Here is a 23,287-nt window from a genome sequence, read left to right on the forward strand (position 1 = left end):
GGGCGGCGGGCGGCGTTGCGGGGGCGGACCGGCAGGCAGCCGTCGGCGACCGCGAGCGTCGGCCGGCGGTCCAGGGTCGGCTCGAAGCCGAGCCGGTCGCGCAGCAGCCGGGACACGAGCGGGATGCGGGAGGCGCCGCCGATGAGCAGCACGCCGGCGACCTCCTCGGCCATGATGCCCGCCTCCGTGATCGCGCCGCAGGTGGCCTCGACCGTCCGGTCGAGCAGCGGGCGGGCGACCTTCTCCAGATCTTTCCGGTCCAACAGGACCGATTCCTCGAACAGCGGCACCTGGATCGTGGTGGACTCGGCCACGGAGAGCAGTTCCTTCGCGGCGCGGACCGCGTCCAGCAGGCGCCGGCCGGCCCGCCAGTCCTCGACCGTCTGCGGGCGGGTGAGCCGCTCCCACCGGATGGTGTCGTCGGCGAGCACGGCCCCGAGGTGCCTGACGATGGCCGCGTCGAGGTCGAGGCCGCCCGCGTCGGGCAGGCCGCGCTGCGCGAGGACCTCGAACGTCGCGCCCGTCCGGCAGACGACGGCGGCGTCGAAGGTGCCGGCGCCCAGGTCGTACACGATGAGGGACATGCCGTCGGGGACGTCGAGGACGCCGGAGTCGACGACGTGCAGGGCCGCCGCGACAGGCTCGGCAACGAGCCTGGTGGGGCCCAGACCGATCTTCGCGGCGGCGCGCGTGAGCGTCTGCTGTTGGCGGCGGTCCCAGCAGGCAGGATGGCTGAGGGTCACGGTGCTCATCGGCTCGCCCGCGACGCGCCGCGCCTCGGCCGCCACGCGGGCCAGGACCGCCGCGTACAGGTCGGTGACCGGGCACTCGACCCCGCCGAGGACGACGCCGCCGGTGTCGACGCAGCGCTTCGGGTACGCGGCGAGCCGGTCCGGGAACGACTGGCCGAGGGCGAGCGCGTCACGGCCGGCGAGCAGGTGCGGCGCGTTGTCCAGACACGTCGCGGACGGCATGAACTCCTCGCCGTCGAACAGCAGCGGATGGTGCACGCCGTCCGGCCCCGCGAGCACCGCAACGGTGTTCGAGGTGCCGAGGTCGACGCTCAGCTGATAGCCTCCCACCCATTCAGGCTAAATGTCCTACAGGCCCGTTGTCTCACGGTTGGTACGGAGGCGCGACACCCCACCCCCAGCGCGGGACGGGCGCTTCCTTCGGCGGCTGCGCGCCCGGTTGGGAGTTCTCCCGCGCCAGCCTCGTGCCCCACTCCAGGTAGCCCACGAACGCCGCCCGGAACTCGGGGTCGCCGGGCAGCCCGACCTCATCGGCGGTGTCGAGCATCAGGTTCACCCAGCGGCGCCGCTGCTGTTCGGTGATCGCCCTGCCGAGGTGCTGGCTCAGCATGTACGGGTAGCCGCCGTGCCGCTCCGTGTAGGTGGCCGGCCCGCCGAACACCTCGGCCAGCCACACCGCGACGTGCTCGGCATGGTGCGGGCTCATGTGCGCGAAGACCGGCGCGAGCACCTCGTCCTGCGGGACCTTGCGGTAGAACGCCTCGGTGAGCTTCTTCAGCGCCTCGGTGCCGCCGGCCCACTCGTACAGCGTCGGTGTCTTGGATGAGTCAACATCGCTCATGGGGAACACCCGACCACACCCCGCGGTTATCGATCAAGTACGCACCTTCTGGTGAGTAGGGGGCCCGGCTTGAACAAACCCGTGGCGGACAAGCGTTACCACTGCCCGGTGGAGCTCGCCGTCGACGTGATCGGCGGCCGCTGGCGCCCGGTGATCCTCGCGCACCTGAAGGAGGGCGTGCACCGGTACGGTGAGCTCCGCCGCCGCATGCCGCAGATCAGCGAGAAGATGCTGGTGCAGCGCCTGCGCGAGCTGGAGTCCGACGGCCTGGTGTCCCGCCACGACCACGGCACCGTCCCGCCGCACGTCGAATACCGCCTCACCGACGAGGGCGCGAGCCTCGCCCCGGTCCTGCAGGCCCTCTACGACTGGGGCTCCGCCCGCGCCGCCCGCACCGGCACCCCCGTCGGTTAGACCGCCAGCAGGGTCTTGCCGATGGTCTGGCGGGACTCGATGGCGGCGTGGGCGTCGGCGGCGCGGGCGAGGGGGAAGGTCTGGCCGATGACCGGGCGCAGGCGGCCCTCGGCGGCGGCGCGCAGGGCGCGGGTCGCCAGCTCCGGGGCGCGGCGGCCGATCGCCAGCAGGTTCGGGAAGCCGAAGGCCGTCACGCCGTCGCCGGGCTGGGTCGGCGGGCCGCCCGCGGCGCCGTGGACGACGAACCGGCCGGCCGTCACGGCGAGGGCCGCGCGGCCGATGGCGCCGCCGACCCCGTCGTACACGACGTCGAGGTCCTTGAACGGCTCGGTCCAGCCGGGCGCGGTGTAGTCGACGGCCTCGGCGCCGAGGTCGCGGATCAGGGCCAGCTTCCGCTCCCCCGACGCCGCCCCGATGACGCGCGCGCCGGCGTCCAGGGCGAGCTGCACGAGGAGGCTGCCGACGCCACCCGCGGCCGCCTCGACGAGCACGGTCTCACCCGGCCGCGGGCGGGCGAGCTCGTGCAGGCCGAGCGCGGTCCGGCCGTCGGCGACGAGCGCCGTGGCGTCCGGCGTGGGCACGCCGTCCGGGATCGGGACCGTGTCGCGGACCGCGGCGACGGCCAGCTCGGCGTAGCCGCCGGTGCCGTTCAGGCTCGCCACGACCCGCCGCCCGACGAGCGAGGGGTCGCCGCCCGGCCCGACCGCGGCGACGGTCCCGCCGACCCCGTTGCCGAGCACGGCCGGCGGGACCGCGCCCGCTTTCGGGGCCCGGCCGGCCCGGGTCTGCGTCTCGATGAACGTGATCCCGGCCACCTCCACCCGGATCAGCACCTCGTCCGGCCCGGGGACCGGCTCGTCCGCCTCCCCCAGCTCCAGCACCGACGGGGGACCGACCGCACGCCACCACACAGCTCGCATCACCCGGCGATCGTGCAACCTCAACTTGGGTTCAGGTCAACCCGGCGGTTGCCGTGATCCGGTATTAGTTGACGATGGACTATCCGGCGTATCTCGCGACGATGCCGATGCACGCGATCACCGAGGTCTACGGGGAGGACGGGCTGCGGGAGCGGTACCGGCTCGAGGTGCAGCGGTTCGCGCCCCAGGAGCGGGAGCGGCTGGTCGAGGCGCTGGAGCTGGCGGCGCGGTTGCACCAGGACGACCGGCGGGTGCGGGAGCCGTATGTCAACCATCTGCTGCGCGTGGCGATCCGGATCATGCACCACTACGAGGTCGGCGACGTCGACGTGATCGTGGCGGCGGTGCTGCACGACGCGGTCGAGGACCACCCGGACGAGCTGGCCGGCACGCCCGGCGCGACGGCGGAGGCGGCCCTGGCGGTGCTCGCCGCGCGCTTCGGCGAGCGGACGGCGCGGCTCGTCGCGGCCGTGACCAACCCGGTCTACGACCCGGCCGTCGACAAGCACACGCAGTACCGGCAGCACGTGCGCGACAGCCTGGAACGGGAGCCGTGGGCGCGGGTGCTGAAGGTCTCCGACTTCACGGACAACGGCGTCGGGGTCATCCACACCACGGGGCCGAAGGTCGCCTCGTCCGCGGCGAAGTACCGGCCGCTGGTCCCCGTCCTGCGCGAGCTGGTGGCCCGGCCCGACACCCCGCTGTCGCGGCTGGTGAAGCAGCACATCTTCCGCCAGCTCGACCTCGCCGAGGAGCGCTTCGCCGCGATCCTGGACCCGGCGTGACCGGCTACGGGGCCACCCTGACCGCGCCGGGGAGGTCGCCGGGATCGGCCCAGCGGTAGGCGGTGGTGAGGCCGCGCGGGTCGAGGTGCAGGGCGTTGAGGATGAGGCGGTGCTGGAACTCGGCGTAGACGGGGCCGGTGCCGTCGAACTCGCCGCGCAGCGCCCGGCCGAGGCGGGTGGTGTCGACCTCGCCGGTGCCGAACGGGGCGAGGCGGGCGGCGTCGTCGGGGGTGGGGCGGTCGGAGCGGTACCGGTGCACGAACCGGCCCTCCCGGTAGGCCTCCAGCTGCAGCCAGTCGGAGTCCTCGACCACGTTGGCCAGGGTGGCCCAGCCGGTGCCGGCGCCGATGCGCTCCGCCAGGTCGCCGGGGTCGGCGAACTCGAGGTCGCCCTCGCGCGGGATGACCGCGGTCCGGTCGGGCGCGGCGGGCAGCGCGATCGCGTCGACGCCGGCCACGGCCAGCGCGTCGCAGACCGGTCCGAGCGCGGCGGCCACGAGCAGCGTCTGGTAGCTCGTCCCCATGCGCTGACGGTACCGTGACGGCGATGGACGACTGGCGCAAAGACCGTATCCGGTCGGCACTGGAAGGTCGCAACCCAACCGTGCTGGCCCGGCTGTCGTCGGGGTTCGCGGTGATCGGCGACACGCAGTTCCTGCCGGGCTACTGCCTCCTGCTGTCCGACGACCCCTCCGCGGACCGCCTGGCCGACCTGTCGCGCTCCCGGCGCCTGGCCTTCCTGGCGGACGTGGACCTCATCGGTGAGGCGGTGCAGACCGTGTGCGCGCGGCACGATCCGCAATTCCGGCGGGTCAACTACAGCGTGCTCGGCAACCTGGACCCGATCCTGCACGCGCACATCCACCCGCGGTACGGGTGGGAGCCGCCGGAGCTGCTGCGCGGTCCGGTCAGCCACTACCCGGCCGCGGCGCACACGGTGCCGCTCGGGCCGGGGCACGACCAGCTGCGGGCCGACCTCGCCGCGGAGATCGCCCGGCTGAGCGCCGAGTACGACGAGCCGGCCCGCGTCCCGGAGGACTTCCCAGGACTCTAGCAACGCGGTTGCTAGTTGCGGTACTGTCCGACACATGTCGGTCAGTCGATCCCTGCTGGGCCTGCTCGAAGGGCAGCCGCAGTACGGGTACACGCTGCGCCAGCGGTACGACCGCTGGTTCGCCGGCGGGCATCCGGTCGCCTCCGCCCAGGTGTACTCGTCGCTGCGCCGCCTCGCCGACGCCGGGCTCACCGAGCAGGTCGGCGTCGAGCCCGGCGGCGGCCCGGACCGGCGGCTCTACGGCATCACCGGCGCCGGCGTCGAGGAGCTGGAGCGCTGGCTCGCCGAGCCCGAGCTGCCCGACCTGCGCGCCGCCCGGCAGGTCCTGTTCGCCAAGATCGTGGTCGCGCTGCTGACCAGCCGGCAGCCGCAGCGGATCCTGGAGCGGCAGCGGCAGACGCACATGGCCCGCATGCGGCAGCTGCGCGAGGTCCGCACGGCGGGCGAGCCGATCGAGCAGCTCGACGCCGACTTCGAGATGTTCCACCTCGAGGCCGACCTGCGCTGGATCGACGCCGCCGGCCCCCGCATCGACCGCATCCGGGCGAGCCTCCAAGAGCACCCGTGCTGACGGGCCGGGGGCTGCGGCTCGCGTTCGGCGCCGCGCAGGCGCTCGACGACGTCGACCTGTCCGTCGCGCCGGGCGAGGTCGTGGCGGTCGTCGGGCCCGCCGGCAGCGGCAAGTCCACGCTGCTGCACGTGCTGTCCGGGGTGCTGGTCCCCGACGGCGGCCTCGTCACCTTCGAGGGCCAGGAGCTGAACGGGCTGCCCGACGACGCCCGCAGCGCGATCCGCCTGCGCCGCTTCGGCTTCGTGTTCGAGTCCGGCGACCTGATCCCGGAGCTGTCCCTGCTGGAGAACGTGGAGCTGCCGCTGCGCCTGCAGGGCCGCCGCGACTCCGCGGCCGGGCTGCTCAAGGAGCTCGATCTCGCCGACGTCGCCGACCGGCGGCCCTGGGAGGCGCCCGGCGACCAGGTGCTGCGGGCCGCCGTCGCGCGGGCGCTCGTCCACGACCCCGCCGTCGTCTTCGCGGACGAGCCGGTCATGGCCGTCGGCGACGCCGCCGGCGAGCTGCTCCTCGACGCGTTCACCGGTGCGGCCCGCCGCCGCGACGCCGCGATCGTGCTCGCCACGCGCCAGGCCCGCGTCGCCGCGTACGCCGACCGCACCGTCTTCCTCCACGACGGTCGGCCCGCCGACTCCCCGATCTGAGGACGTGACATGGCACCCTGGCTGCGCCTCGGGATCCGGCTCACCTTCACCGGCGGACGCCGGGCGTGGGCCCGGATGGCGGTGATGGCGTCCGGCACCGCGATCGGCGCCGTGCTGCTGCTCGGCGCGCTCGCCGCCCCCGGCGTCATCGAGGCGCAGGACCACCGCGAGACCGCACGCGACATCATCGCGGGCCCGGTCGACAAGGACGGCGGGACGCGCTTCGCCATGATCCAGGACAGCATCGGCGGGCGGGAGCTCGTCCGGTTCGCGGTCGCGGCCGTCGGAAGCCGGGATCCGCAGGTGCCACCGGGGCTGGCGAAGGTCCCGCTGCCCGACCAGGCCGTCGTCTCGCCCGCGCTCGCCGAGCTCATCCGCACCGACCCGCGGGCCCGCGCCCGCTTCCCGCAGCGGATCGTCGGCACGATCGGCCCCGCCGGCCTCGTCGCCCCCGACGAGCTGCGCGCCTGGGTGGGTGTCGACCCCGCGGCGCTCGCCGGCGCGCCCGTCATCATCGGCTTCGGCCCCCACGGCGAGCCGCCCATCCCGTGGGAGAAGTACCACATCGGCGAGCGGATCGTCACCACCGCGCTCACCCTGTTCCTGCTGTTCCCGCTCGGCGTGCTGCTCGCCACCTGCTCTGCGGTGGCCCCCGGCGTGCCGAGCCGCCGATCCACCACGCTGCACCGTATGGGTGCCAGCCGCCGCCAGGCGGAGCTGGTCGAGGCGGCCGAGATCGGCGTCGTCTCCGCGCTCGGCGCACTGCTGGGCACCGGCGTGTTCCTGCTCCTGCTGCGGCCGCTGTCGGGCGGCTGGCACCTGGGCCGGTTCCACTGGTTCGCCGCCGACGTGCACACCCCACCCGCGATGATCGCCGCGGTGGTGGCCGGGCTGACGCTGCTCGCCGTCTATCTCGACGACTACGGCTGGCCTCAGCCGACCCTCGATTCTCCGGCGCCGCGCCCGAGCGCGGGCCGTCTGCTCACCCCGGTGCTCGGTGTGGCGTCGGCGGCGTCGGTACTGGTGCCGGGGTTGCCCTTCGCGGCGCAGGCAACCCTCTTCGCCGGCGGCGTCCTGCTGTGCGCCGCGGGCCTACCGGCGGCGGTGCCCGTGCTCACCGCCTGGCTCGGCCGCCGCCTCGCCGCCGTGGGCCCGGTGCAGGTGCGCCTGGCCGGCCGGCGCCTGGACCACACGCCGTCCCACGCGCCGCGGCAGGTCGCGTCGGTCGCCGTGGCGATGTTCCTGTCGGTGGTCGGCCTCGCCGCCGCTGCCGGCTACGCCGAATGGACCGGCCCGAGCCCGCGCAACGGCACCCCGGAGGCGACCTACGTGATCGTCGGCCCGGAGGCCGGGCTGGCGGAAGCACCCGGCGTCGACCGCGTGATCGGGTCGTCCAGCGGCGGCGGACACGCCATCGTCACCGTCTCCACCGATCCGGCCGACGCTGAGGCGTTCGCCGCGTACGTCGCCGCGCACCTCCCGGCGACCTACCTGGAGCGAGCCGGCGACGTCCGGCCCGTCCCGCTCGGCGGGCCGCTGGAGTCGGCGCACGGCTTCGACCGCTCCGCCGGGCTGGTCCTGCTGTCGGTGACGCTCGCCGTCGCCGCGCTGCTCGCCGGGGCCGCGTTCGGGGTCGGCGCCATCGAACGGTTCCTGCAGCACCGCCGGCGCAACGCCCGTCTCCTCGTCCTCGGCGCGCCGTGGCGCACGGTCGCCGCGGCGGAGTTCCTGGCCGCCGCGGTCCCGCTCGCCGTCGCCCTGGCCCTGGCCGGCGGCTGCGCCGGCGTTGTGCTCGCCGCCTGGACCCGGACGCTGTCACTGTCCACATCGGACGTCCTGGGCGCCACGGCCCCGGCGCTGTGGGTCGCGGCCGCGCTGCTGGGCGTCCTGGCCGCGATCGCGCCCGCCGCCGTCCGCCGCAGGGCCACCGCCACCGACCTGCGCCGCGCCTAGGATGGTGGCGTGACGATCCTGGTGACCGGCGCGACCGGCAACGTGGGCAGGCTCGTGGTGCAGCGGCTCGCCGCACAGGGAGCGCGGGTCCGCGCCCTCACCCGCTCGCCCGGCACGGCACGGTTCCCCGATGGTGTCGAGGTGCTCGGCGGTGACCTCGACGACCCGGCGTCACTCACCGGCGCGCTCCGCGGGGTCTCGCGGATGTACCTGTTCCCGGTCGCCCGCACCGCCCACGACGTGGTGGAGCTGGCGGCGCGGGCCGGCGTCGAGCGGATCGTCACCCTGTCCTCGGGCGCCGTCACCGGCGGATACGACACCGACTTCCACCTGCCGGTCGAGCGGGCCGTCGAGGGCTCCGGCCTGCGGTGGACGCACGTGCGCCCAGGCGAGTTCATGCTCAACAAGCTGTGGCTGTGGGGACCGTCGATCCGTGCCGAGGGCGTCGTCCGCGAACCGTTCCCCGACGCCGCGTGGTGCCCGGTCCACGAGGCCGACATCGCCGACGTCGCTGCCGTGGCGTTGCTGGAGGACGGGCACCACGGCAGGGCGTACGACGTGAACGGCCCCGCGGTGATCACCCGCCGGGAGCAGGTCGACGCGATCGCCGCGGCGACCGGCCGGCCGGTGCGGCTCGAGGTGGTGACCGCGGGGCGGGCCCGGGAGCTGTACCGCGCGCAGGGCGGTTTCGCGGCGGCCAACGCCGACTTCCTGCTCGGGTTCGAGGACTACTCCGGCAACGCGCCCTCCGCCGACGTCGAGGCCACCGTCGAGTCCACTGCGCCGGTCCCGGTGGAGCTGCCGACGGCGACGCCGGTGACCGGGCGGGCGGCCCGCACGTTCGCGGAGTGGGCCCGCGACCACGCGGCGGACCTCAGGGACCTCAGCTGACGACCGGGGTGTTCTGGCAGGCGGTCAGCAGCCAGCGGCCGTCCTCGAGGGCCATCACGTAGACGGGGCTGCCCTCGGCGGTGCCGTCCGGCGACACCGTCGTCTGCCGGACCCGCGCGGCGGCCACGTCGGGCCGGATGAACAGGACGTCGACCAGCTCATACGTGACGGTCGTGCCGCGCATCGCGCCGGGCAGCACCTTCCGCGTGAACTCGCCGATCTCGTCCCGGCCGGTCAGCCGCTTCCCGTGCCCCGTGGTCCAGACCGCGTCGTGGCGGAACAGCGCGACGAAGTCGTCGACCGCCTCCCGCCGCTGCGCGTCCTGCACCCTGCCGACGACGTCCCGGATCGCTGCGATCGCTGTGTCCATGCCGGACACCATCCGACCTCAACCGGGCTTCAGGTCAAGCCTCGTCGGCGCCGAACGCGTCGTTGACGGCGGGGAAGATGGGGACGCGCTGGTGCAGGCCCGCCAGCATGAGGATCCGCAGCTGCAAGGTGCCGGGGGTGACGATGAGGCACAGCCGCAGCCCCTTGGCGCCGCAGGCGTCGGCGAACTGCAGGAGCAGCCGGACCGCGGCGGCGCTGAGGAACTCGACCGCGAGCAGGTCGACGATGACGAGGCTGGGCGGCGGCATGGACGCCACCGCCGCCCAGCACTCGGCGTGCACGTCCCAGCTGGTGTCGGCGTCGACGTCGCCGACGATCCGCAGGATGAGGGCCTCGGGGGTGATGACCGGTGTGACGACGGCCTGGGCACGGTCAGGTTCCATGGTTTCACCGTTCTGACGTGCTGGGTGGAGCCGGTCACGGTGCGGTTCCTCAGTCGGCCTCGGCGTCGGGGTCGAGGGTGTCGTGGTCGAGGGCGACCAGCGACATGATCGTTTCCGCGGGAGCCCCCACGGGCGCGTAGAGCCGCAGACTGGTGTCGTTGTCGCGGTGCAGGGCCGTCAGCCGGTGCAGGGCGGCGACGCCGGCGCTGGCCAGGTGGGTGACGCCGGTCAGGTCGACGGTCAGCGACCGGGTGCCGGTGGATCCGGCGTTGCGGATCGCGCGGTCGAACTCGGCGACGGTGGCGGCGTCGACCGGGCCGTCGACGCGGATGCGCGGGCCCGGTGCCGATGGCTGCTCCAGGACCAGCAGGAGCTCGGTGCGGGCGGGCGGCCGGGCGGACGCCCAGGCGAGGTCGCCGACGGTCAGCAGCCGGGCCGGCTGGCTCACCTGGTGCGACACGGTGGCGGTGGTGCCCTGCTCGTCGTGCTCGATGCGCAGGCTGTCGACCAGCCGGGAGGCCATCTGCAGGCCGAGCCCGCGATCGGCGGACGGGGCGGGCTCCCGCCAGCGGCCCCGGTCGGCGACCCGCACGTCGACGTGGCCGGTGTCGGTCAGGGCGGCGGTGACGGTGAACGTGTGCTCGTCCGCCGAGTCGATCCAGGCGTGGTCGACGACGTTGGTGGCCAGCTCCATCGCGGCGTGCATGAGGGCGTCGGCGTCTGGCCCGCCGACGCGCGCCCCGGCAAGCCAGGCCCACATCCGCTCGCGCAGGGGCGCCAGCGACCGCTGGTCCGCGACCACCGGCAGGTCCAGCGCCGGCGGCGGGCTGACGCGTTGCGCGGCGAGCAGCGTGATGTCGTCGGTGTGCCCGGTGGCCCGGGTCAGCAGTTCGAGGGTCTGCACGCAGAGGCGCTCGGCCGGGGAGTCGAAGTCACCCCGCAATGCCCGGTCGGCGGCGATGTCGGCGGCCGCCTCGGCCAGCTCGACCGAGGTGCCGGCCAGCTCCCGCCCCGGCCGCTCCAGGATGCCGTCGGTGTAGAGCAGGACGAGCTCCCCGTCGGCCAGCTGATCCTTGCCGACCGACGCGTCGGTGAACGCCCCGCCGACGCCGACCGGACCGGCGCCGGTGGCAGGCAGAAACCTGGCCTGCCCCGCGGTGGAGACCACCAGCGGCGGCGGGTGGCCGGCGGTGCAGTACCGCAGCTCCCCGCCGGCCGGATCGATCACCACCACGCACACGGTGGCCGCCCGCGCCCCACGGATACCGGCAGCGGCGGCATCCAGCGCCGTCATCGCCGCCACGACGTCCGAGGTGGCGGCGAGCCGCTCCCGCACCAGCACGCGCAGCTGACCCATCGTCGCCGACGCGGTCACGCCGTGCCCGACGACGTCCCCGACGATCAGGGCGACCCTGTCGTCCGCCAGCGTGAAGGCGTCGAACCAGTCACCGCCGGCGGCGGTGTCGGCGTCCGCCAGCAGATAGCTGGCGGCCACCTGCAGCCGGGGCAGGACCGGCACCCCGGCGGGCAGCAGCTCGCGCTGCAGGGCCGTGATCACGTCGCGCGCCTGCTCGTAGCGGCGCTCGGCGTCGGCCGTCCGCTGCTGCTCGGCCTGCTGCTCCCGCACCTGCTCGGTCACGTCGACCAGGTCCACGATCACCCCGATGACCGCGCCGTCCGGTCCGTGCCGGGGATGCCATCTCAGGTCCGTGAACACCTCGATCAGTTCCCCGGTGTCCTGCCGCGTCAGCTGCGCCCGGAAGCCGCGGAGATGCACCGGCTGCCCCGAGGCCAGCACCTGATCGAAGATCGGCACGATCTGCTGGCCCATCGACTCCGGGAACGCCTCCCGCAACGACATCCCGATCATGCGGCCGCGCCCCGTGTAGGCCCGGAACTCGGCGTTGGTCGCCACGATCCGGTGGTCCGGCCCTTCGGTGGCGTACGACACCACCGGCAGCTCCTCGTACACCGACCGGACCACGCCCGGGTCGCCGACCACGGCGGACAGCTCGTCCTCGTCCCGCAATTGATCAGGCACTTCCCACAGCCTCCCGTATGACGGCCGATGCGCCTCCCCTCTTTCTCTACCACTTCTGCGGCCGGGCCGCTGGACAGCTCAGGCCGGGCGCCCTATCGGGCGACGATCCGGGCGGGGCCCGGTCAGCCGGACAGGACGGCGGACAGGGCGCTGGCCTGGGTGCGCCAGTCCGCGGGGGCGGACGAGGAAGCAGCCCAGCGGGAGCTGACCCGGTTCAGGGAGTCGCGGCCGTTCCACACGGTGTTCGCCTGCGTGGTGCGGAACGACTGGAACTGGGTGCCCGCCTCCGCCAGGTACCCCATGAAGATCCCCTTGAACTGCTTGCCGTTGTCGTCGCAGGTGGAGGGTGCGACGTCGCACGCCTCGGTGAGCACGCCGGAGCGGACCAGCGGCGAGGCGAGCGCCGCCGTGCCGAGCTGGCGGGCGCGGTCCTGGTAGGCGGCGGTGCCGGTGGCCCGGTAGAGCTCCATGGCGGCGCCGATCGCGAGGCCCTGGTTGTAGCTCCACACCGTCTGCCCGTTGTTGGCGCAGCCGGTGGTGAGCCCGTCGTTGACCAGCCCGGAGGCGTTGATCATGCCGCTGGCGGTGAACCAGTTCCACGACGTGACGGCCCGCTGCAGCCAGGTGGTGTCGCCGGCGAGGCGGTTGTGCAGGGCCGCGGTGAGCCGCACGTACAGGCCGATCGTGACCGCGTTCTTGTAGGTGCGCTCCCGGTCCCACCACACGCCGCCGCCGCAGGTGGACGTGTCCCAGAAGCCGTGGACGTAGGACGCGATGGTGACCGCCTCGTCGAGGTAGGCGCGGTCGCCGGTGAGGTCGTAGGCGGCGACCCAGGTCAGGCCCCACCAGGCGCTGTCGTCGATGGAGCGGCTGATGAAGTGCCCGTCGATCGGGTCGGAGGAGCGGGCGCCGGCCGGGAACGCGACCCGGTTCACGTCGAACGTCCGGCGCACCGTCCACAGGTACCGGTTGTCGCCGGTGCGGCGGGTGTAGTCGATGACGGTGCGCAGCGCGACGGCGGAGTTCCACCAGCTCGACGGCCACCACGCGGTGCTCGGGTCGTAGGAGTACATCAGCGCGTCGGCCATCGCCGAGGGACGGTACGAGGACGGGCGCGCCCACGCGGTGCAGGTGACGGAGCCGGCCCGCCCGCAGGCCCGGATCGCGCCGCCGTACAGCAGCGACACGGGATCGGCGGTGTTGAACCTGGCGGTGCGCGCCGCCGTGGTGCGGCCGAGCAGCGAGCCGCCGGGCCAGGACGCACCGGCGTCCCAGGAGCGGTCCAGCCACACCTCGTCGCCGGCCTGCGCGCCCGACATGGTGCCCCACGCCATCCCGGCCGCGTCCAGGTGCAGCCCGAACGTCCGGCCGTTGAGGCTGGTCGTCCTGACGGTTTCGGCGTCGGTACCGCCGGAGGCCCCGTCGCACGTCGGTGCGCACAGCGGCAGGTGGCTCCAGCCGGTGCAGGTGACCCCGCCGGCGTCGCCGCACGCCCGGATCACGCCCCGCCGGTGGTGCGACGGGTCGCCCACGTTGTACATGAGGGTGCGGGTGCCGGTCCAGGTGCCCGGGATCGACGCCTTGCCGAGCAGCCCGTCCCAGGTGGCGCCGCCGTCGAAGGACCGGTCGAGCCACACCGAGTCGCCGACGACGCCGGCGTCGATGCTGCCCCACGCCATGCCGTCCACATCGGACACGTGCAGCACGAGACGACGGCCGTTGATCACGACGGTCGGGACGGGGAACGTCTCCTGCCGGGCGAGCGACGGGTCGCGGGTGTCGCAGTAGAGCGCGCAGATCGCGGCCGCGGCGTGCGCGGCCGGCCCGGGCAGCACGATGAACCCGAGCAGCAGCAGGGACACCAGGACGCGTCGCATGAGGTCACCTCAGCACTCTGACATCGGTGGTCGTCAGGGCCCGGTTCCAGACCCTGACCCGGTCGACCTGGCCGGGAAGGAAGTCGGCGGCGGCACCGTTCCACCTGCCGCGGCCGATCGCGAAGGCCCCGCTCGAGGCCCACGCCGAGGTCTTCGTGGCGGTCGCGACGAGGACGCCGTTGACGTGGAGGCGCAGCTGCCCGGCGGCGGCGTCGCGGACCCCGACGAGGTGGGTCCAGCCGCCGGCCTGCGGCGGGAACGGCGACACCGCGCGGGTCGCGGCGGCGCCGGCGGTGTCCGAGGCGAGCATGGCGAAGGCCCACGCGTTGTCGGCGGCGGAGTACTGCAGGTAGAAGCCGCTGCCCTGGGCGCCGTCCTGGCTCAGCACGGTCGCGAAGTTGGCGGTGGACGTGAGGTTGACCCACGCGGCGACCGTGAAGCTTCCGGCGGTGTCCACAAGGGACCCCGCGGTCGCCGCCGAACCACCGGTGAGGGTGAGGGCGCCGCCGCTGTACGCGGCGCTCCCGGACACCGTGAGGCCGGCCTCGGCGGCGTCGAGCTCGAACGCGCGGACCAGGCCGGCGTTGATCCCCGCGGCGGCGGCGATCTCGGCGGCGGTGAGCGCATGGCCGAACGTGGCGACGTCGTCGACGCCGCCGATGAAGAAGTCGGCGGGCGCGCCGTTCCACCTGCCGCGACCGACGGCGAGCCCGCCGGCGGCGCGCCAGGCGGTGGTGTAGGCGACGCTGCCGTGCGGGACGCCGTCGACGTACAGGCGGAGCTGGCCGGCGTCGGCGTCGTACACACCGGCGAGGTGCGTCCAGGCATTGAGCGTTGGGACCACTGTGGACAGTGCGCGGGTCGCGGCGGCGTTGTCGGTGTCGGCGGCGGGCATCGTGAAGGCCCACCGGTTGTCGGCGGCGGAGTACTGCAGGTAGAAGCCGGACAGGCGGGTGCCGTCCTGGCTGACGACGGTGCGGAAGCCCGCCAGGCTACCGGGGTTGGCCCGGGCCATCACGGTGAAGCTCGTGTCGGTGCGCACCACCTGCCGCGCGGTGACCGGCGCCGTCGAGCCGGTCAGGTTCAGTGCGCCGCCGCTTACGGTGCCGCCCGCGCCGAGGTCGTTGCCGTTGTCGCTGGCGTCCGACGGCCCGGTGGTGAAGGGCCACGCGCCGGTGAGGCCGTTCGGCACGGACCGCAGCGTCATCAGCGCCAGGGCACCGCCCATGACGGGTCGCGCCGCGAAACCCTGCTGGTTGCCGGAGTCGGTGTCGTGCCAGTCGGAGAACGGCACCCGCGACGTGGTGGTGTTGGCGTACAGGTACGCCTTGGCGATGAGCGCGTCGCGGGCGGCCGGCTGCGCGGCGAGGAAGCCGGCGGTCCACAGCTCCCAGTCGACCTTCGTGTACCCGTGCCGCGGGTCGAGCGGCACCCCGTAGGCGTGCTGCTGCGACAGGTACCAGGCGGCCTCCTCCGCGGCGATCGCCGGCGGGACCAGGTTGGTGCCGAGCAGCCGGTCGGCGAACCCGTTGTACTTCAGGCTCCACGTGGTGTCGGCGCCGTCGTAGGTGAGCTTCAGGTGGGTGCGGCCGCCGTTCTGCGCCATCGTCGCCCACTGTCCGATGTAGGCCTTCGCGGTGGCGGCGTAGGTGGTGGTGACGCCGGCGGCGCGGGCGATCGAGTCCATCGCGGCGATGCCGACGATGCCTTTCAGCGCGAGGTTGACGCTGTGGGCGATGAAGCCGGTGAAGTCGTCGGTCTGGTTCTGGTTGCCGGGGTCGGGCAGGTTCGCGACGAGGTAGTCGGCCCACTGCCGCAGCTTCGCCAGGTGCGCGGTGGCGTAGGCGGTGGCCTTCGCGGCGGGCATCCGGGCGATGAGCGCGGCGACCATGATGAGCATGTTCGCGGACTCCTCGACCGGCATGTCCTCCTCGTCGGTGCCGATCCGGCCGAACGCGTTGGGGTAGACCCCGAGGTCGTGCGGCGCGTGCGGCTTGTCGAACCCCCGCAGCTCGGTGTAGTCGAACAGCGGCGCGAGCAGCAGCTCCAGGTAGCGCGGGCTGAGCGCGAGGTACGCGGGGAACGCCGGGTACATGACGTCGACGGTGCTGAAGTCGCCGTTGGACGAGATCTCCTTCAGCGTGACCCACGGCGCGCCGCCGCGGCTGACGAGCTCGGTGCCGCCGAACGCCTGCCGCAGCACGAGCGAGCACAGCGCCGCGTACTGGGTGCCGCCCACCTGCTGCGCGGCCGCGGTGACGGCGGCGTCGGTCGCGGCGGCGCCGGCCCGGGCCGCGTCGCGGTCGGCGCGGAACCAGCGCAGCATGTCCTGCCAGGTCGCCCACTGGGTGCGCCAGTACGGGTCGAGGTCGGCGCCCAGGTAGGACACGGCCGGCGTGCGCACGTGCCCGATGACGCAGACGACCGCGGGGCTGCCGGCGGCGCCGACCTGGCCGAGGTCCCGGCTGAACGCGAGGACCGGCCACGCGTTGTCGATGGCCCGCGGCTGGTTGGTGTCGGCGGTGTTGAGCAGGGTCGCATTGCCCGCGCCGCGGGCGCGGACGGTCGCGTCGGCGCCGGTCTGCCAGGTGAGCCCGGCGACCTCGTCGGTGGAGAAGACGACGGTCCCCCAGGACGCCTGGTCGCCGGCCTCGCCGAGGACCGTCGGACTGGTCGGTGCGCAGGTGTGGACCCGCTGGTCGCCGACGACGGCGGTGCTCCAGCCGATCTGCTTCGTCCGGTCGCCGTGCGCCCACTCGCCGGAGATGTCGAGGTAGACGCTGACGGCGTGGCTGCCGCCGTCGGTGGCGGTCGCGGTGACGCTCAGGTAGCTCATCGGCACCGACTGGCGGCGCAGGTTCGCGGGGTCGACCGGCGACAGGAACTCGACCTCGAGGCGGACCGCGCCGGCGGTGATCGTGAACGTGGAGCGGGTCGCGGTGACGACGAGCGCGGTCTGCGTGGCGAGGGGCCAGCCGCCGCTCGGCGAGCCCATGAACACGTAGGGCCGGCCGTCGACCCGCACGATGCCGGTCATCGCGGTCGCGGCGCCGGCCCAGAACGTGGGCCAGTTGCCGGCAAGCGTGTCGGCGCGCAGCCACGTCGACAGGTACGGCGACCGGACCGCCAGGGGCGTCGCCGGCGGCCGGATCGGGCTGAACGTGGACGCCGCCAACGCCTCGGCCGCCTCGGCGTCCAGGGTGACCCCGGCCGCGCCGGCCAGCCCGGCGAGTGCGGCGAGCCGGAGGACGTCCCGGCGGGACGCGTGTGGCATCGATGTCACGTTGGGCTCCCCATGGCGGTGGAAGGGCCGACGGATTCGACATCAGCAAACAATTCCGCACGCATACTGTCAACAGTCCTTATCAATATTCACGAAAGCCAACGGCCACCCGCGCGACAGCGGCCGGCCCGGCAAGGTTCGTACGATCCGCCCGTGGAGCGCGTCGCGGTGGTGTACAACGGCCGGTCCGGGGCGTTCCTGGGCGGCGACCCGCCGGAGGAGCGGCTCGTCCGGCGCTTCGGCGAGTCGGGCGTGACGGCGCAGGTGCGCGCGTTCGCCCCGGAGACCCTCGCCGCCGACGTCGAGGAGCTGCTGAAGGGCGAGCCCGACGCGGTGTTCGTCGCCGGAGGGGACGGCACCGTCCGGGCGGTCGCCGAGCGCATGCTGGGCGGCGACGTCCCGCTCGGGGTGCTGCCGGCCGGCACGATGAACGTGCTCGCCCGCGACCTCGGCGTGCCGGAGGACCTGGACCGCGCGGTCGGGGCGCTCCTGGCGGCGCCGGTCCGCCGGATCGACGTGGCGACGGTGAACGGCGTGCCGTTCCTGTGCAGCTCGACGCTGGCGATGATGCCGCACCTCGGGCGGCTCCGGGAGCACGCGCGCGGGCGGCGCGGCGCCGGCACGGTGCGGCTGCTCGGACGCGGTTGGCGGCTGCTGCGGCGGTACCCCCGGCTGCGGCTGACGATCGACGTCGACGGGCGCGTGTACGAGGCGCGCACCAGGGCCGTCGTGGTCTCCTGCAACCCTCTCGACGCCGGACCGGCCCCGATGCCGGGCCGGCAGCGGCTCGACGCCGGCACGCTCGCCGTCTACGTGACCGACGACCGGACCGGCTGGGACCTCCTGCGGGTCGCCGGCAAGCTGGTGCGGGGCACCTGGCAGCGGGATCCCGGGGTCCACACGTACATCGGCGAAACCGTGCGCGTGAAGACGCCGGCGCTGGCGATGATGAGCGTCATGAGCGACGGCGAGATCGCCCAGCTGACGGTGCCGCTGCACTACGAGCTCCGGCGGCGCGCGCTCGCCGTGCTCGCCCCGAGGGACCGGCCGTGACGACGATCGCGCAGATCTCCGACCTGCACTTCGGCCGGCACGTCCCGGCCATGGCGCAGGCCGTGCTGGCCGAGCTGCGCGCCGCCGCGCCGGCGCTGGTCGCGGTGTGCGGCGACCTGACCCAGACGGCGAGCGACGCGGAGTTCCGGGCGGTCCGCGCGTTCCTCGACGAGCTGCCCGCCCCGGCGGTCGTCGTCCCCGGCAACCACGACCTGCCCGGCTGGCGGGTGTGGACGCGGTTCGCCCGGCCGTGGCGGTCGTGGCGCCGCCACCTCGGCACCGACCCGGACGGCCTGGTCACCTGGTCCGGCGAAGGCGTCACCGCGGTCGGGGTCACCACCGCGCGCCGGTGGGGCCCGCACCACGACTGGTCACGCGGCCGGCTCGACGCCCGGCAGATCGCCGCCGTCACCGCCGCGTTCGACGGGGCGCCCGGCGGCGACCTGCGGGTGCTCGTCGCGCACCACCCGTTTCTGCTGACCGCCGCCGGGCGCGCCCGCGGCCTGGTCGGACGGTCCGGTCCGGCGCTGCGGCACCTGCGGGGGCGGGCGGACCTGCTGCTCGGCGGGCACGTGCACCTCGCGTACAGCGGCCTCGTCGACGGCCTCGTCGTCGCGCAGTCCGGCACCGCGTTCTCCGACCGCCTCAAGGGCGAACCGAACAGCTTCAACCTGATCGAGGCCACCGGCGACCAGCTGACCGTCACGGCACGGCGCTGGTCCGGCGACCGGTTCGAGTCGGGCCGGCACGACGCGTACATCCGCGACAACCACCGATGGAGGACCATCGCTTGATCGACGCTCTAGAGTGTCGGCATGGCGTTGCGGGGTCGGCAGGTGCTCGTGCTGGTCGCGGCGGTGGTGGCGGCCGTCGCCCTCGCCGTCACGGGGATCGTGCTGGTGCTGGCGAAGGTCGGCGGCGGGGCTCCCGTGAGCGTGACCGCGACCGCCACCGGGGACGGCGACCTCGAGGTGACCCGGGCGATGCTCCTGGCCCGGATGAAGGCCGCCAAGCTGCGCGACCCGTCGGTGACCCGCGACGGCGACCGCAAGCTCGTCCTGACCGCCCGCGGTGCCACGGCCGCGCAGCTGAAGGCCCTGACCGCGCCGGGCCGGCTGCACCTCCGGCGGGTCGCCGCGGCCGCCGACGGCTCCGGCGCCGCCACCTCCTCCCTGCCCGCGCCGACGTCGACCCCACCGGTCGCCGCGGCCCTCGGCGACGCCTACACCGCGGCGTCCTCGGTCACCACCGAGCAGGAGGCGCAGGCGCTGCCGGCCCCGGTACGGGCGGCCTTCGCCGCCCTGCCGCCGGCGGACGTCGCGACCCTCCCCGCCCGGATGCGGCTGCTCATCCCCGAGATCCGCTGCGAGCAGCTCTCGGCCCGCCCCGCCGACGTCGCCGGCGAGCCCGTCGTCGCCTGCGAGGGCCCCACCAAGCTGCTGCTGGACCCGGCCGCCATCACCGGCGCCGACATCGCCTCGGCCGACGCCGCCCGCTCCGAGCAGGGCATGTGGGTCGTGGTCGCGTCGTTCCGCCCCGACGCGCAGGCCAAGTTCACCAACCTGTCGAAGCAGCTCTTCGACGCCCAGGAGCGCCTCGCCATCGTCCTGGACAACACCGTCATCTCCGCCCCGCAGATCGCCGGCGTCATCCCCGGCGACGTCCAGGTCACCGGCAACTTCACCGAGTCCAACGCCCGCACCCTCGCCGCCCAGCTCAGCGGCGGCGGCGAACTCCCCGTCACCCTGACCGTCGCCGTGCAGTAGCTTCCCGGCATGGGGATCATGACCGACTACTTCGTGGCCACCGCCGGGCGCGCGGCGGCCGTCGTGGAGCACGGCCCGGCGGGCGAGCCCGACCTGCCGACGCTGGAGATGAAGTGGGTCGAGCCGGCGGTCCTCGGCAGCAGCCTGTGGGCCATCATCGAGGGCGTCCCCGCCGAGGGTGACCGCGTGCCGCTGGACCTGGACCGCAACGACGCCGCGGGCGAGATCGTCGGGGCGGCCGACGACTACGGCCACGGCGTCCTGCGAATCGCCGACGGGTTCGTGCGGGCCCTCGCCGGGCTGGCCGACGACCGCATCCCCGCCGTCGCGGCCGTCTGGTCCAGGTGCGAGGAGTGGATCGGCGACTGGGAGCCGGGCGAGCTCGACGACACCGTCCTCGGCCTGCGCGACCTCGCCCGCGAGGTCACCCGCCCGGACCTGGGGATGTACATGTGGTGGTCCGGACCCTGACCGTCGCCTGACGATTCTGCTCAGGTCGCGGGGGTGCGCTGCCGACCGGGCGTTCGGCGTCGTGCTGGCCGCCCTGAACTCGCCGGCGCAGGCGGACGAGATCGCCGCCCGCCTGGTCGCCCGGGCCGCCGAGCCGGTCCCGTTCGACGGCCGCGACCTCCGCGTGGGGGCCGGCGCCGGCATCGCGCTCGCCCGCGGCCCCGGCCACCCGCTCGACCGGCTGCTCAAGTCCGCCGACGACGCCCTGTACGAGGCGAAGGCCGCGGGCCGCAACCGGGCCCGCCGCGCTGGCACTGCGGTGCCGGAACGGGCGTGAGGCAGGCGGCGCGGGCTCAGCTCGGGTCGGCCGGGGGGCGGCGTTGCCAGGCTCGGGGGGCGGTCCACTTGCGGAGCATCGCGGCGAGGCGGAAGGCGAAGACGAACACGGCCGCGGCGACCGCGACGGGCGGCATGGGCAGGCCTGCCTCGTGAGCGGCGGCGACCGCGACGGCGCCCGCGGCGGCGGGGATCGCGTACAGGTGGGTGTCGGCCTTGACGAGGGCGGGCGTCTCGCGGGCGGTGATGTCACGCAGCACGCCGCCGCCGACGGCCGTCGTGATGCCCAGCAGGACCGCCTGGATGGGGCCCAGGTCGTGCTCGAACGCCTTCAGCGTGCCGGTGACGCAGAACAGGCCCAGACCGGCGGCGTCGAAGACGAGGACCGTGAAGGACAGGCGCTGGGCGAGCGGGTGGATGAAGAACGTGACAGCCGCGGCGGCGAGCGGGATGCCGAGGTAGGTGAGGTGCGCGAACGCGGGCGGCGGCGTGTCGCCGATGATGACGTCGCGGAGGATGCCGCCGCCGAGGGCGGTCAGCAACGCCAGGATCACGATGCCGACGACGTCGAACCCCTTGTGGATGGCCATGAGCGCGCCGGAGGTCGCGAACACGTACAGCCCGACGAGCTCCAGGACGGTGACGACGGCACCTGCTGACATGCCGACCAGTGTCGCCTGTTCAGAACTTGTGGGCGGCACCGACCGGCAGCAGGAGGCTCCCCTGGATGCGGCGTAGTCCATTTCATGCCGATAAATGCTTATTTTCCGTAAATATTGGAGTACAATCGCCTGGTTGTGTCGAGCGCTTCCCCCGGTGCGGACCGAGAGGGACCTCCCGCATGACCATGCCATCGCGGCGGCTGACCCGGCTGATGCTCGCCATCGGCACCGCCGTCACCATCGTCGCCACCGCGGCAGCACCGGGCACAGCGGCACCCGCCGGGCGCGCGGCCGACTGGACGCACGACGGGTTCGACGCCGGGAACAGTGGATACAACCCGTCCGAGGCGGTCGTCAACGCCGGCAGCGTCGGCCGGCTCGGGCAGCGCTGGTCGGTGCGGCCCGCCGCCGGGGCGGAAGGGTGCGCGCCCGCGCTGCCCCCGCCGCTCGTCGCCGGCGGCCGGGTGTACGTGCTGGACGGCGAGGGCGTCACGGCGCTCGACGCGGCGACCGGCAAGCGGCTGTGGCGGGACCCGAAACTGTTCGACAGCCTCGACTTCCGGCAGCTCGTCGTCGCCGGCGGCCTGCTCATCGCCACCGGGACGTCGTGCTACGCCAACAGCGACCCCGACGGGCGCGTGGTCGCGCTCGACGCCGCGACCGGGGCCCGCCGGTGGACGCTGACGCAGGAGCCGCCGGTCAACGCGCTCGTCGTCGACGCCGGCACCGTCCTCACGTCCGGGTGGGCCACGGCGACCAACGAGGACACCGTCATCGCGTACGACATCCGCGACGGCCACCGGCGGTGGGACCGCACCGGTGCCGCGCTCGCCGGCCCCGTCTCGTCGGCCGGTCGGGTGCTGCTGCACGACGCGAAGGGCACGACCGCGGTGACCGTGGCCGCGGGGGCGGCGCTGTGGCGGTCGAAGGTGCGGTGGAAGCCCCTGGCGGCGACCGCGGACCGGTTCCTCGCCATCCCCGACCCGGTCGCGCAGGGCGACCTGCGGGGCCTCGTCGCGATCCGGGCCGGCTCGGGCGGCGTGGCGTGGCAGCGGACCGAGGCGGTGGACTCGGTCGCGACGGACGGGCGGCGGGTCTACGCGGCGAGCGGCGGCAGCGTCACCGCGTTCCACGCCGGGCGGGGTTCGAGGCTCTGGTCGCGGAGCCTGCCGGGCGCGGCGCAGGGTCCCGTGCGGGCGGGCGGCCTGCTGTACGTCACCGTCGAAGGCAGACCCGTCGCGATCCTGTCACCGGTCACCGGCGGGGACGTGCCCGGCGCCGCACGGCTGGAGGGCGCCGTCGGGCACGTCGTCGTCTCCGGCGGCCGGATCTGGACCACCGACGGCACCACCCTGCGCGCCTACAGCCCGTGAGCCGGCCTGCGCGTCCGCGTCCTGCGGAGTGCGGGCGCCGGTCCGGGTGGCGCCGACGCCGGCGGTGACCACCAGGGCGACGCCGACGACCGCCACCGGTCCGGGCGCCTGGTGCAGCAGGAGCGCGCCGGCCAGGAGCGCCAACGCCGGCTCGAGGCTCATCAGCGTGCCGAAAGCGCCGGCGGTGAGCTTGCGCAACGCGTACATCTCCAGGCTGAACGGCACGACGCTCAGCAGGACCGCCAGTCCGAGCCCCGCGGCGAGCACGGGCCAGGAGAGGCCGGCGACGACCGCCGGGCCGGCGACGGCGGTGGAGACGAGACCGGCGACGGCGGTGGAGACGGCGAGGCCCGCGTAGCCGCTGACGTGGTCACCGACGTGCTGGGTCAGCAGGATGTACCCGGCCCAGCACGCGGCGGCCGCCAGGGCGAACGCGACGCCGGCCGGGTCGGTGCCGCCGTGCCACGGCTCCGTCAGCAGCACGACGCCGCCGCCGGCCAGGACGGGCCAGACCAGCGTCGCGCGCCGGCCACGGACCGCCGCCACGCCGAGGGGACCGAGGAACTCCAGGGCGGCCGCGGTGGCGAGCGGGATCCGCGCGACCGCGGCCATGAACGACAGCATCAGGCAGGCGGTGACGACCCCGAGCGCGACGGTGGCCAGGATGCTGGCGCGGGTGAAGTCCCGCCGCCGCGGCCGCACCAGCACGAGCAGGAGCAGCGCGGCGCAGACGAGGCGCAGGCAGACGGCACCCGACGGGCCGACGCTGTCGAACAGGCCGACCGAGGCGGCCAGCCCGATCTGGATGCAGACCATGGAAGCGATCGCGGCGAACATACCGCGAAGTAGACG

At 74.5% G+C, this 23,287-nt stretch carries 23 protein-coding genes and 1 pseudogene; 13 read left to right on the forward strand and 11 right to left on the reverse strand.

Annotated features, from left to right (window positions below; genetic code table 11):
- A partial coding sequence (locus ABZ321_RS54625) for an Hsp70 family protein (protein ID WP_354904396.1) occupies window positions 1-1,082 on the reverse strand: 1,082 nt, incomplete at its 3' end.
- Between the two features lie 34 nt (window positions 1,083-1,116).
- A complete protein-coding gene (locus ABZ321_RS54630; RefSeq protein WP_354904398.1) occupies window positions 1,117-1,593 on the reverse strand; it encodes a group II truncated hemoglobin in 477 nt (158 codons plus the stop codon).
- 69 nt (window positions 1,594-1,662) lie between these two features.
- On the opposite strand from ABZ321_RS54630, the gene ABZ321_RS54635 reads away from it, so the two are divergent.
- Complete coding sequence (locus tag ABZ321_RS54635) at window positions 1,663-2,007, forward strand: helix-turn-helix domain-containing protein (protein ID WP_344499654.1); 345 nt, start codon at window positions 1,663-1,665, stop codon at window positions 2,005-2,007.
- Here the strand turns inward: ABZ321_RS54635 and ABZ321_RS54640 are convergent.
- Window positions 2,004-2,927, reverse strand: a complete 924-nt coding sequence (locus tag ABZ321_RS54640; RefSeq protein ID WP_354904476.1) for a zinc-binding dehydrogenase — start codon at window positions 2,925-2,927, stop codon at window positions 2,004-2,006. The two genes, ABZ321_RS54635 and ABZ321_RS54640, sit on opposite strands and share 4 nt — an antisense overlap.
- A gap of 74 nt (window positions 2,928-3,001) precedes the next feature.
- Here ABZ321_RS54640 and ABZ321_RS54645 point away from each other — a divergent pair, with 74 nt between their 5' ends.
- Window positions 3,002-3,712, forward strand: a complete 711-nt coding sequence (locus tag ABZ321_RS54645; protein WP_344499652.1) for an HD domain-containing protein — start codon at window positions 3,002-3,004, stop codon at window positions 3,710-3,712.
- Window positions 3,713-3,716: 4 nt separating this feature from the next.
- Here the strand turns inward: ABZ321_RS54645 and ABZ321_RS54650 are convergent, their stop codons facing one another.
- The gene (locus ABZ321_RS54650; RefSeq protein WP_354904401.1) at window positions 3,717-4,235 is read right to left on the reverse strand and encodes a hypothetical protein; all 519 of its coding nucleotides are present in this window, start codon (window positions 4,233-4,235) and stop codon (window positions 3,717-3,719) included.
- A gap of 23 nt (window positions 4,236-4,258) precedes the next feature.
- Between ABZ321_RS54650 and ABZ321_RS54655 the strand changes: the two genes are divergently transcribed.
- The 5 genes from ABZ321_RS54655 to ABZ321_RS54675 are packed head-to-tail and all read left to right on the forward strand — an operon-like array spanning window position 4,259 to window position 8,821.
- The gene (locus ABZ321_RS54655) at window positions 4,259-4,765 is read left to right on the forward strand and encodes a diadenosine tetraphosphate hydrolase (RefSeq protein WP_354904404.1); all 507 of its coding nucleotides are present in this window, start codon (window positions 4,259-4,261) and stop codon (window positions 4,763-4,765) included.
- A gap of 34 nt (window positions 4,766-4,799) precedes the next feature.
- On the forward strand, window positions 4,800-5,336 hold the full coding sequence (locus ABZ321_RS54660; protein ID WP_344499646.1) for a PadR family transcriptional regulator: 537 nt from the start codon (window positions 4,800-4,802) through the stop codon (window positions 5,334-5,336).
- Window positions 5,330-5,977 (forward strand): ATP-binding cassette domain-containing protein, encoded by a 648-nt coding sequence (locus ABZ321_RS54665; protein WP_354904407.1) that lies wholly within the window; start codon window positions 5,330-5,332, stop codon window positions 5,975-5,977. Before ABZ321_RS54660 ends, ABZ321_RS54665 begins: the two co-directional genes overlap by 7 nt.
- 9 nt (window positions 5,978-5,986) lie before the next feature.
- The gene (locus ABZ321_RS54670; RefSeq protein WP_354904410.1) at window positions 5,987-7,930 is read left to right on the forward strand and encodes a hypothetical protein; all 1,944 of its coding nucleotides are present in this window, start codon (window positions 5,987-5,989) and stop codon (window positions 7,928-7,930) included.
- A 9-nt stretch (window positions 7,931-7,939) separates the two neighbouring features.
- A complete protein-coding gene (locus ABZ321_RS54675) occupies window positions 7,940-8,821 on the forward strand; it encodes an NAD(P)H-binding protein (protein WP_354904412.1) in 882 nt (293 codons plus the stop codon).
- On the opposite strand, the gene ABZ321_RS54680 is transcribed toward ABZ321_RS54675, so the two are convergent.
- The 5 genes from ABZ321_RS54680 to ABZ321_RS54700 all read right to left on the reverse strand — a co-directional run bounded on the left by ABZ321_RS54680 (window position 8,814) and on the right by ABZ321_RS54700 (window position 16,786).
- Window positions 8,814-9,191, reverse strand: coding sequence for an SgcJ/EcaC family oxidoreductase (locus ABZ321_RS54680; RefSeq protein WP_344499638.1), 378 nt, complete (start codon window positions 9,189-9,191; stop codon window positions 8,814-8,816). The two genes, ABZ321_RS54675 and ABZ321_RS54680, sit on opposite strands and share 8 nt — an antisense overlap.
- Window positions 9,192-9,225: 34 nt before the next feature.
- Window positions 9,226-9,594 carry an STAS domain-containing protein gene (locus tag ABZ321_RS54685; protein WP_354904414.1) on the reverse strand — a complete coding sequence of 123 codons (369 nt, stop codon included), beginning with the start codon at window positions 9,592-9,594 and terminating at the stop codon, window positions 9,226-9,228.
- 49 nt (window positions 9,595-9,643) lie between these two features.
- Window positions 9,644-11,635: a SpoIIE family protein phosphatase gene (locus ABZ321_RS54690; RefSeq protein WP_354904417.1), complete on the reverse strand. Its 1,992-nt coding sequence runs from the start codon at window positions 11,633-11,635 to the stop codon at window positions 9,644-9,646.
- Window positions 11,636-11,757: 122 nt separating this feature from the next.
- Window positions 11,758-13,512, reverse strand: coding sequence for a glycoside hydrolase family 76 protein (locus ABZ321_RS54695; RefSeq protein ID WP_354904419.1), 1,755 nt, complete (start codon window positions 13,510-13,512; stop codon window positions 11,758-11,760).
- A 4-nt stretch (window positions 13,513-13,516) separates the two neighbouring features.
- A complete protein-coding gene (locus ABZ321_RS54700) occupies window positions 13,517-16,786 on the reverse strand; it encodes a DUF5127 domain-containing protein (RefSeq protein WP_354904478.1) in 3,270 nt (1,089 codons plus the stop codon).
- Window positions 16,787-16,948: 162 nt separating this feature from the next.
- On the opposite strand from ABZ321_RS54700, the gene ABZ321_RS54705 reads away from it, so the two are divergent.
- The 5 genes from ABZ321_RS54705 (at window position 16,949) to ABZ321_RS54725 (ending at window position 20,401) form a co-directional block, all read left to right on the forward strand.
- Window positions 16,949-17,848, forward strand: a complete 900-nt coding sequence (locus ABZ321_RS54705) for a diacylglycerol kinase family protein (protein WP_354904421.1) — start codon at window positions 16,949-16,951, stop codon at window positions 17,846-17,848.
- Window positions 17,845-18,642 (forward strand): metallophosphoesterase, encoded by a 798-nt coding sequence (locus ABZ321_RS54710; protein ID WP_354904424.1) that lies wholly within the window; start codon window positions 17,845-17,847, stop codon window positions 18,640-18,642. Before ABZ321_RS54705 ends, ABZ321_RS54710 begins: the two co-directional genes overlap by 4 nt.
- A gap of 21 nt (window positions 18,643-18,663) precedes the next feature.
- Window positions 18,664-19,614: a hypothetical protein gene (locus tag ABZ321_RS54715; RefSeq protein WP_354904426.1), complete on the forward strand. Its 951-nt coding sequence runs from the start codon at window positions 18,664-18,666 to the stop codon at window positions 19,612-19,614.
- A gap of 9 nt (window positions 19,615-19,623) precedes the next feature.
- The gene (locus ABZ321_RS54720) at window positions 19,624-20,085 is read left to right on the forward strand and encodes a hypothetical protein (RefSeq protein ID WP_354904429.1); all 462 of its coding nucleotides are present in this window, start codon (window positions 19,624-19,626) and stop codon (window positions 20,083-20,085) included.
- A 61-nt stretch (window positions 20,086-20,146) separates the two neighbouring features.
- Window positions 20,147-20,401: a diguanylate cyclase gene (locus ABZ321_RS54725; protein ID WP_354904431.1), complete on the forward strand. Its 255-nt coding sequence runs from the start codon at window positions 20,147-20,149 to the stop codon at window positions 20,399-20,401.
- A gap of 16 nt (window positions 20,402-20,417) precedes the next feature.
- On the opposite strand, the gene ABZ321_RS54730 is transcribed toward ABZ321_RS54725, so the two are convergent.
- The gene (locus ABZ321_RS54730; protein WP_344499620.1) at window positions 20,418-21,062 is read right to left on the reverse strand and encodes a TRIC cation channel family protein; all 645 of its coding nucleotides are present in this window, start codon (window positions 21,060-21,062) and stop codon (window positions 20,418-20,420) included.
- 179 nt (window positions 21,063-21,241) lie between these two features.
- Between ABZ321_RS54730 and ABZ321_RS54735 the strand changes: the two genes are divergently transcribed.
- On the forward strand, window positions 21,242-22,435 hold the full coding sequence (locus ABZ321_RS54735; RefSeq protein ID WP_354904434.1) for a PQQ-binding-like beta-propeller repeat protein: 1,194 nt from the start codon (window positions 21,242-21,244) through the stop codon (window positions 22,433-22,435).
- A 72-nt stretch (window positions 22,436-22,507) separates the two neighbouring features.
- Here the strand turns inward: ABZ321_RS54735 and ABZ321_RS54740 are convergent.
- Window positions 22,508-23,272: pseudogene (locus ABZ321_RS54740) on the reverse strand (EamA family transporter); the annotation flags it as partial.
- Window positions 23,273-23,287: the final 15 nt, after the last annotated feature.

It is taken from the genome of Dactylosporangium sp. NPDC006015, assembly GCF_040614215.1.
Classification (GTDB): domain Bacteria; phylum Actinomycetota; class Actinomycetes; order Mycobacteriales; family Micromonosporaceae; genus Dactylosporangium; species Dactylosporangium maewongense.

Bases quoted from the DNA above. Each gene is read 5' to 3' on its own strand.
- ABZ321_RS54630 (WP_354904398.1), bottom strand. From the start codon at position 1,593: ATGAGCGATGTTGACTCATCCAAGACACCGACGCTGTACGAGTGGGCC.
- ABZ321_RS54640 (WP_354904476.1), bottom strand. From the start codon at position 2,927: ATGCGAGCTGTGTGGTGGCGTGCGGTCGGTCCCCCGTCGGTGCTGGAG.
- ABZ321_RS54645 (WP_344499652.1), top strand. From the start codon at position 3,002: ATGGACTATCCGGCGTATCTCGCGACGATGCCGATGCACGCGATCACC.
- ABZ321_RS54650 (WP_354904401.1), bottom strand. From the start codon at position 4,235: ATGGGGACGAGCTACCAGACGCTGCTCGTGGCCGCCGCGCTCGGACCG.
- ABZ321_RS54655 (WP_354904404.1), top strand. From the start codon at position 4,259: ATGGACGACTGGCGCAAAGACCGTATCCGGTCGGCACTGGAAGGTCGC.
- ABZ321_RS54660 (WP_344499646.1), top strand. From the start codon at position 4,800: ATGTCGGTCAGTCGATCCCTGCTGGGCCTGCTCGAAGGGCAGCCGCAG.
- ABZ321_RS54670 (WP_354904410.1), top strand. From the start codon at position 5,987: ATGGCACCCTGGCTGCGCCTCGGGATCCGGCTCACCTTCACCGGCGGA.
- ABZ321_RS54680 (WP_344499638.1), bottom strand. From the start codon at position 9,191: ATGGACACAGCGATCGCAGCGATCCGGGACGTCGTCGGCAGGGTGCAG.
- ABZ321_RS54685 (WP_354904414.1), bottom strand. From the start codon at position 9,594: ATGGAACCTGACCGTGCCCAGGCCGTCGTCACACCGGTCATCACCCCC.
- ABZ321_RS54695 (WP_354904419.1), bottom strand. From the start codon at position 13,512: ATGCGACGCGTCCTGGTGTCCCTGCTGCTGCTCGGGTTCATCGTGCTG.
- ABZ321_RS54700 (WP_354904478.1), bottom strand. From the start codon at position 16,786: ATGCCACACGCGTCCCGCCGGGACGTCCTCCGGCTCGCCGCACTCGCC.
- ABZ321_RS54715 (WP_354904426.1), top strand. From the start codon at position 18,664: ATGGCGTTGCGGGGTCGGCAGGTGCTCGTGCTGGTCGCGGCGGTGGTG.
- ABZ321_RS54720 (WP_354904429.1), top strand. From the start codon at position 19,624: ATGGGGATCATGACCGACTACTTCGTGGCCACCGCCGGGCGCGCGGCG.
- ABZ321_RS54730 (WP_344499620.1), bottom strand. From the start codon at position 21,062: ATGTCAGCAGGTGCCGTCGTCACCGTCCTGGAGCTCGTCGGGCTGTAC.
- ABZ321_RS54735 (WP_354904434.1), top strand. From the start codon at position 21,242: ATGACCATGCCATCGCGGCGGCTGACCCGGCTGATGCTCGCCATCGGC.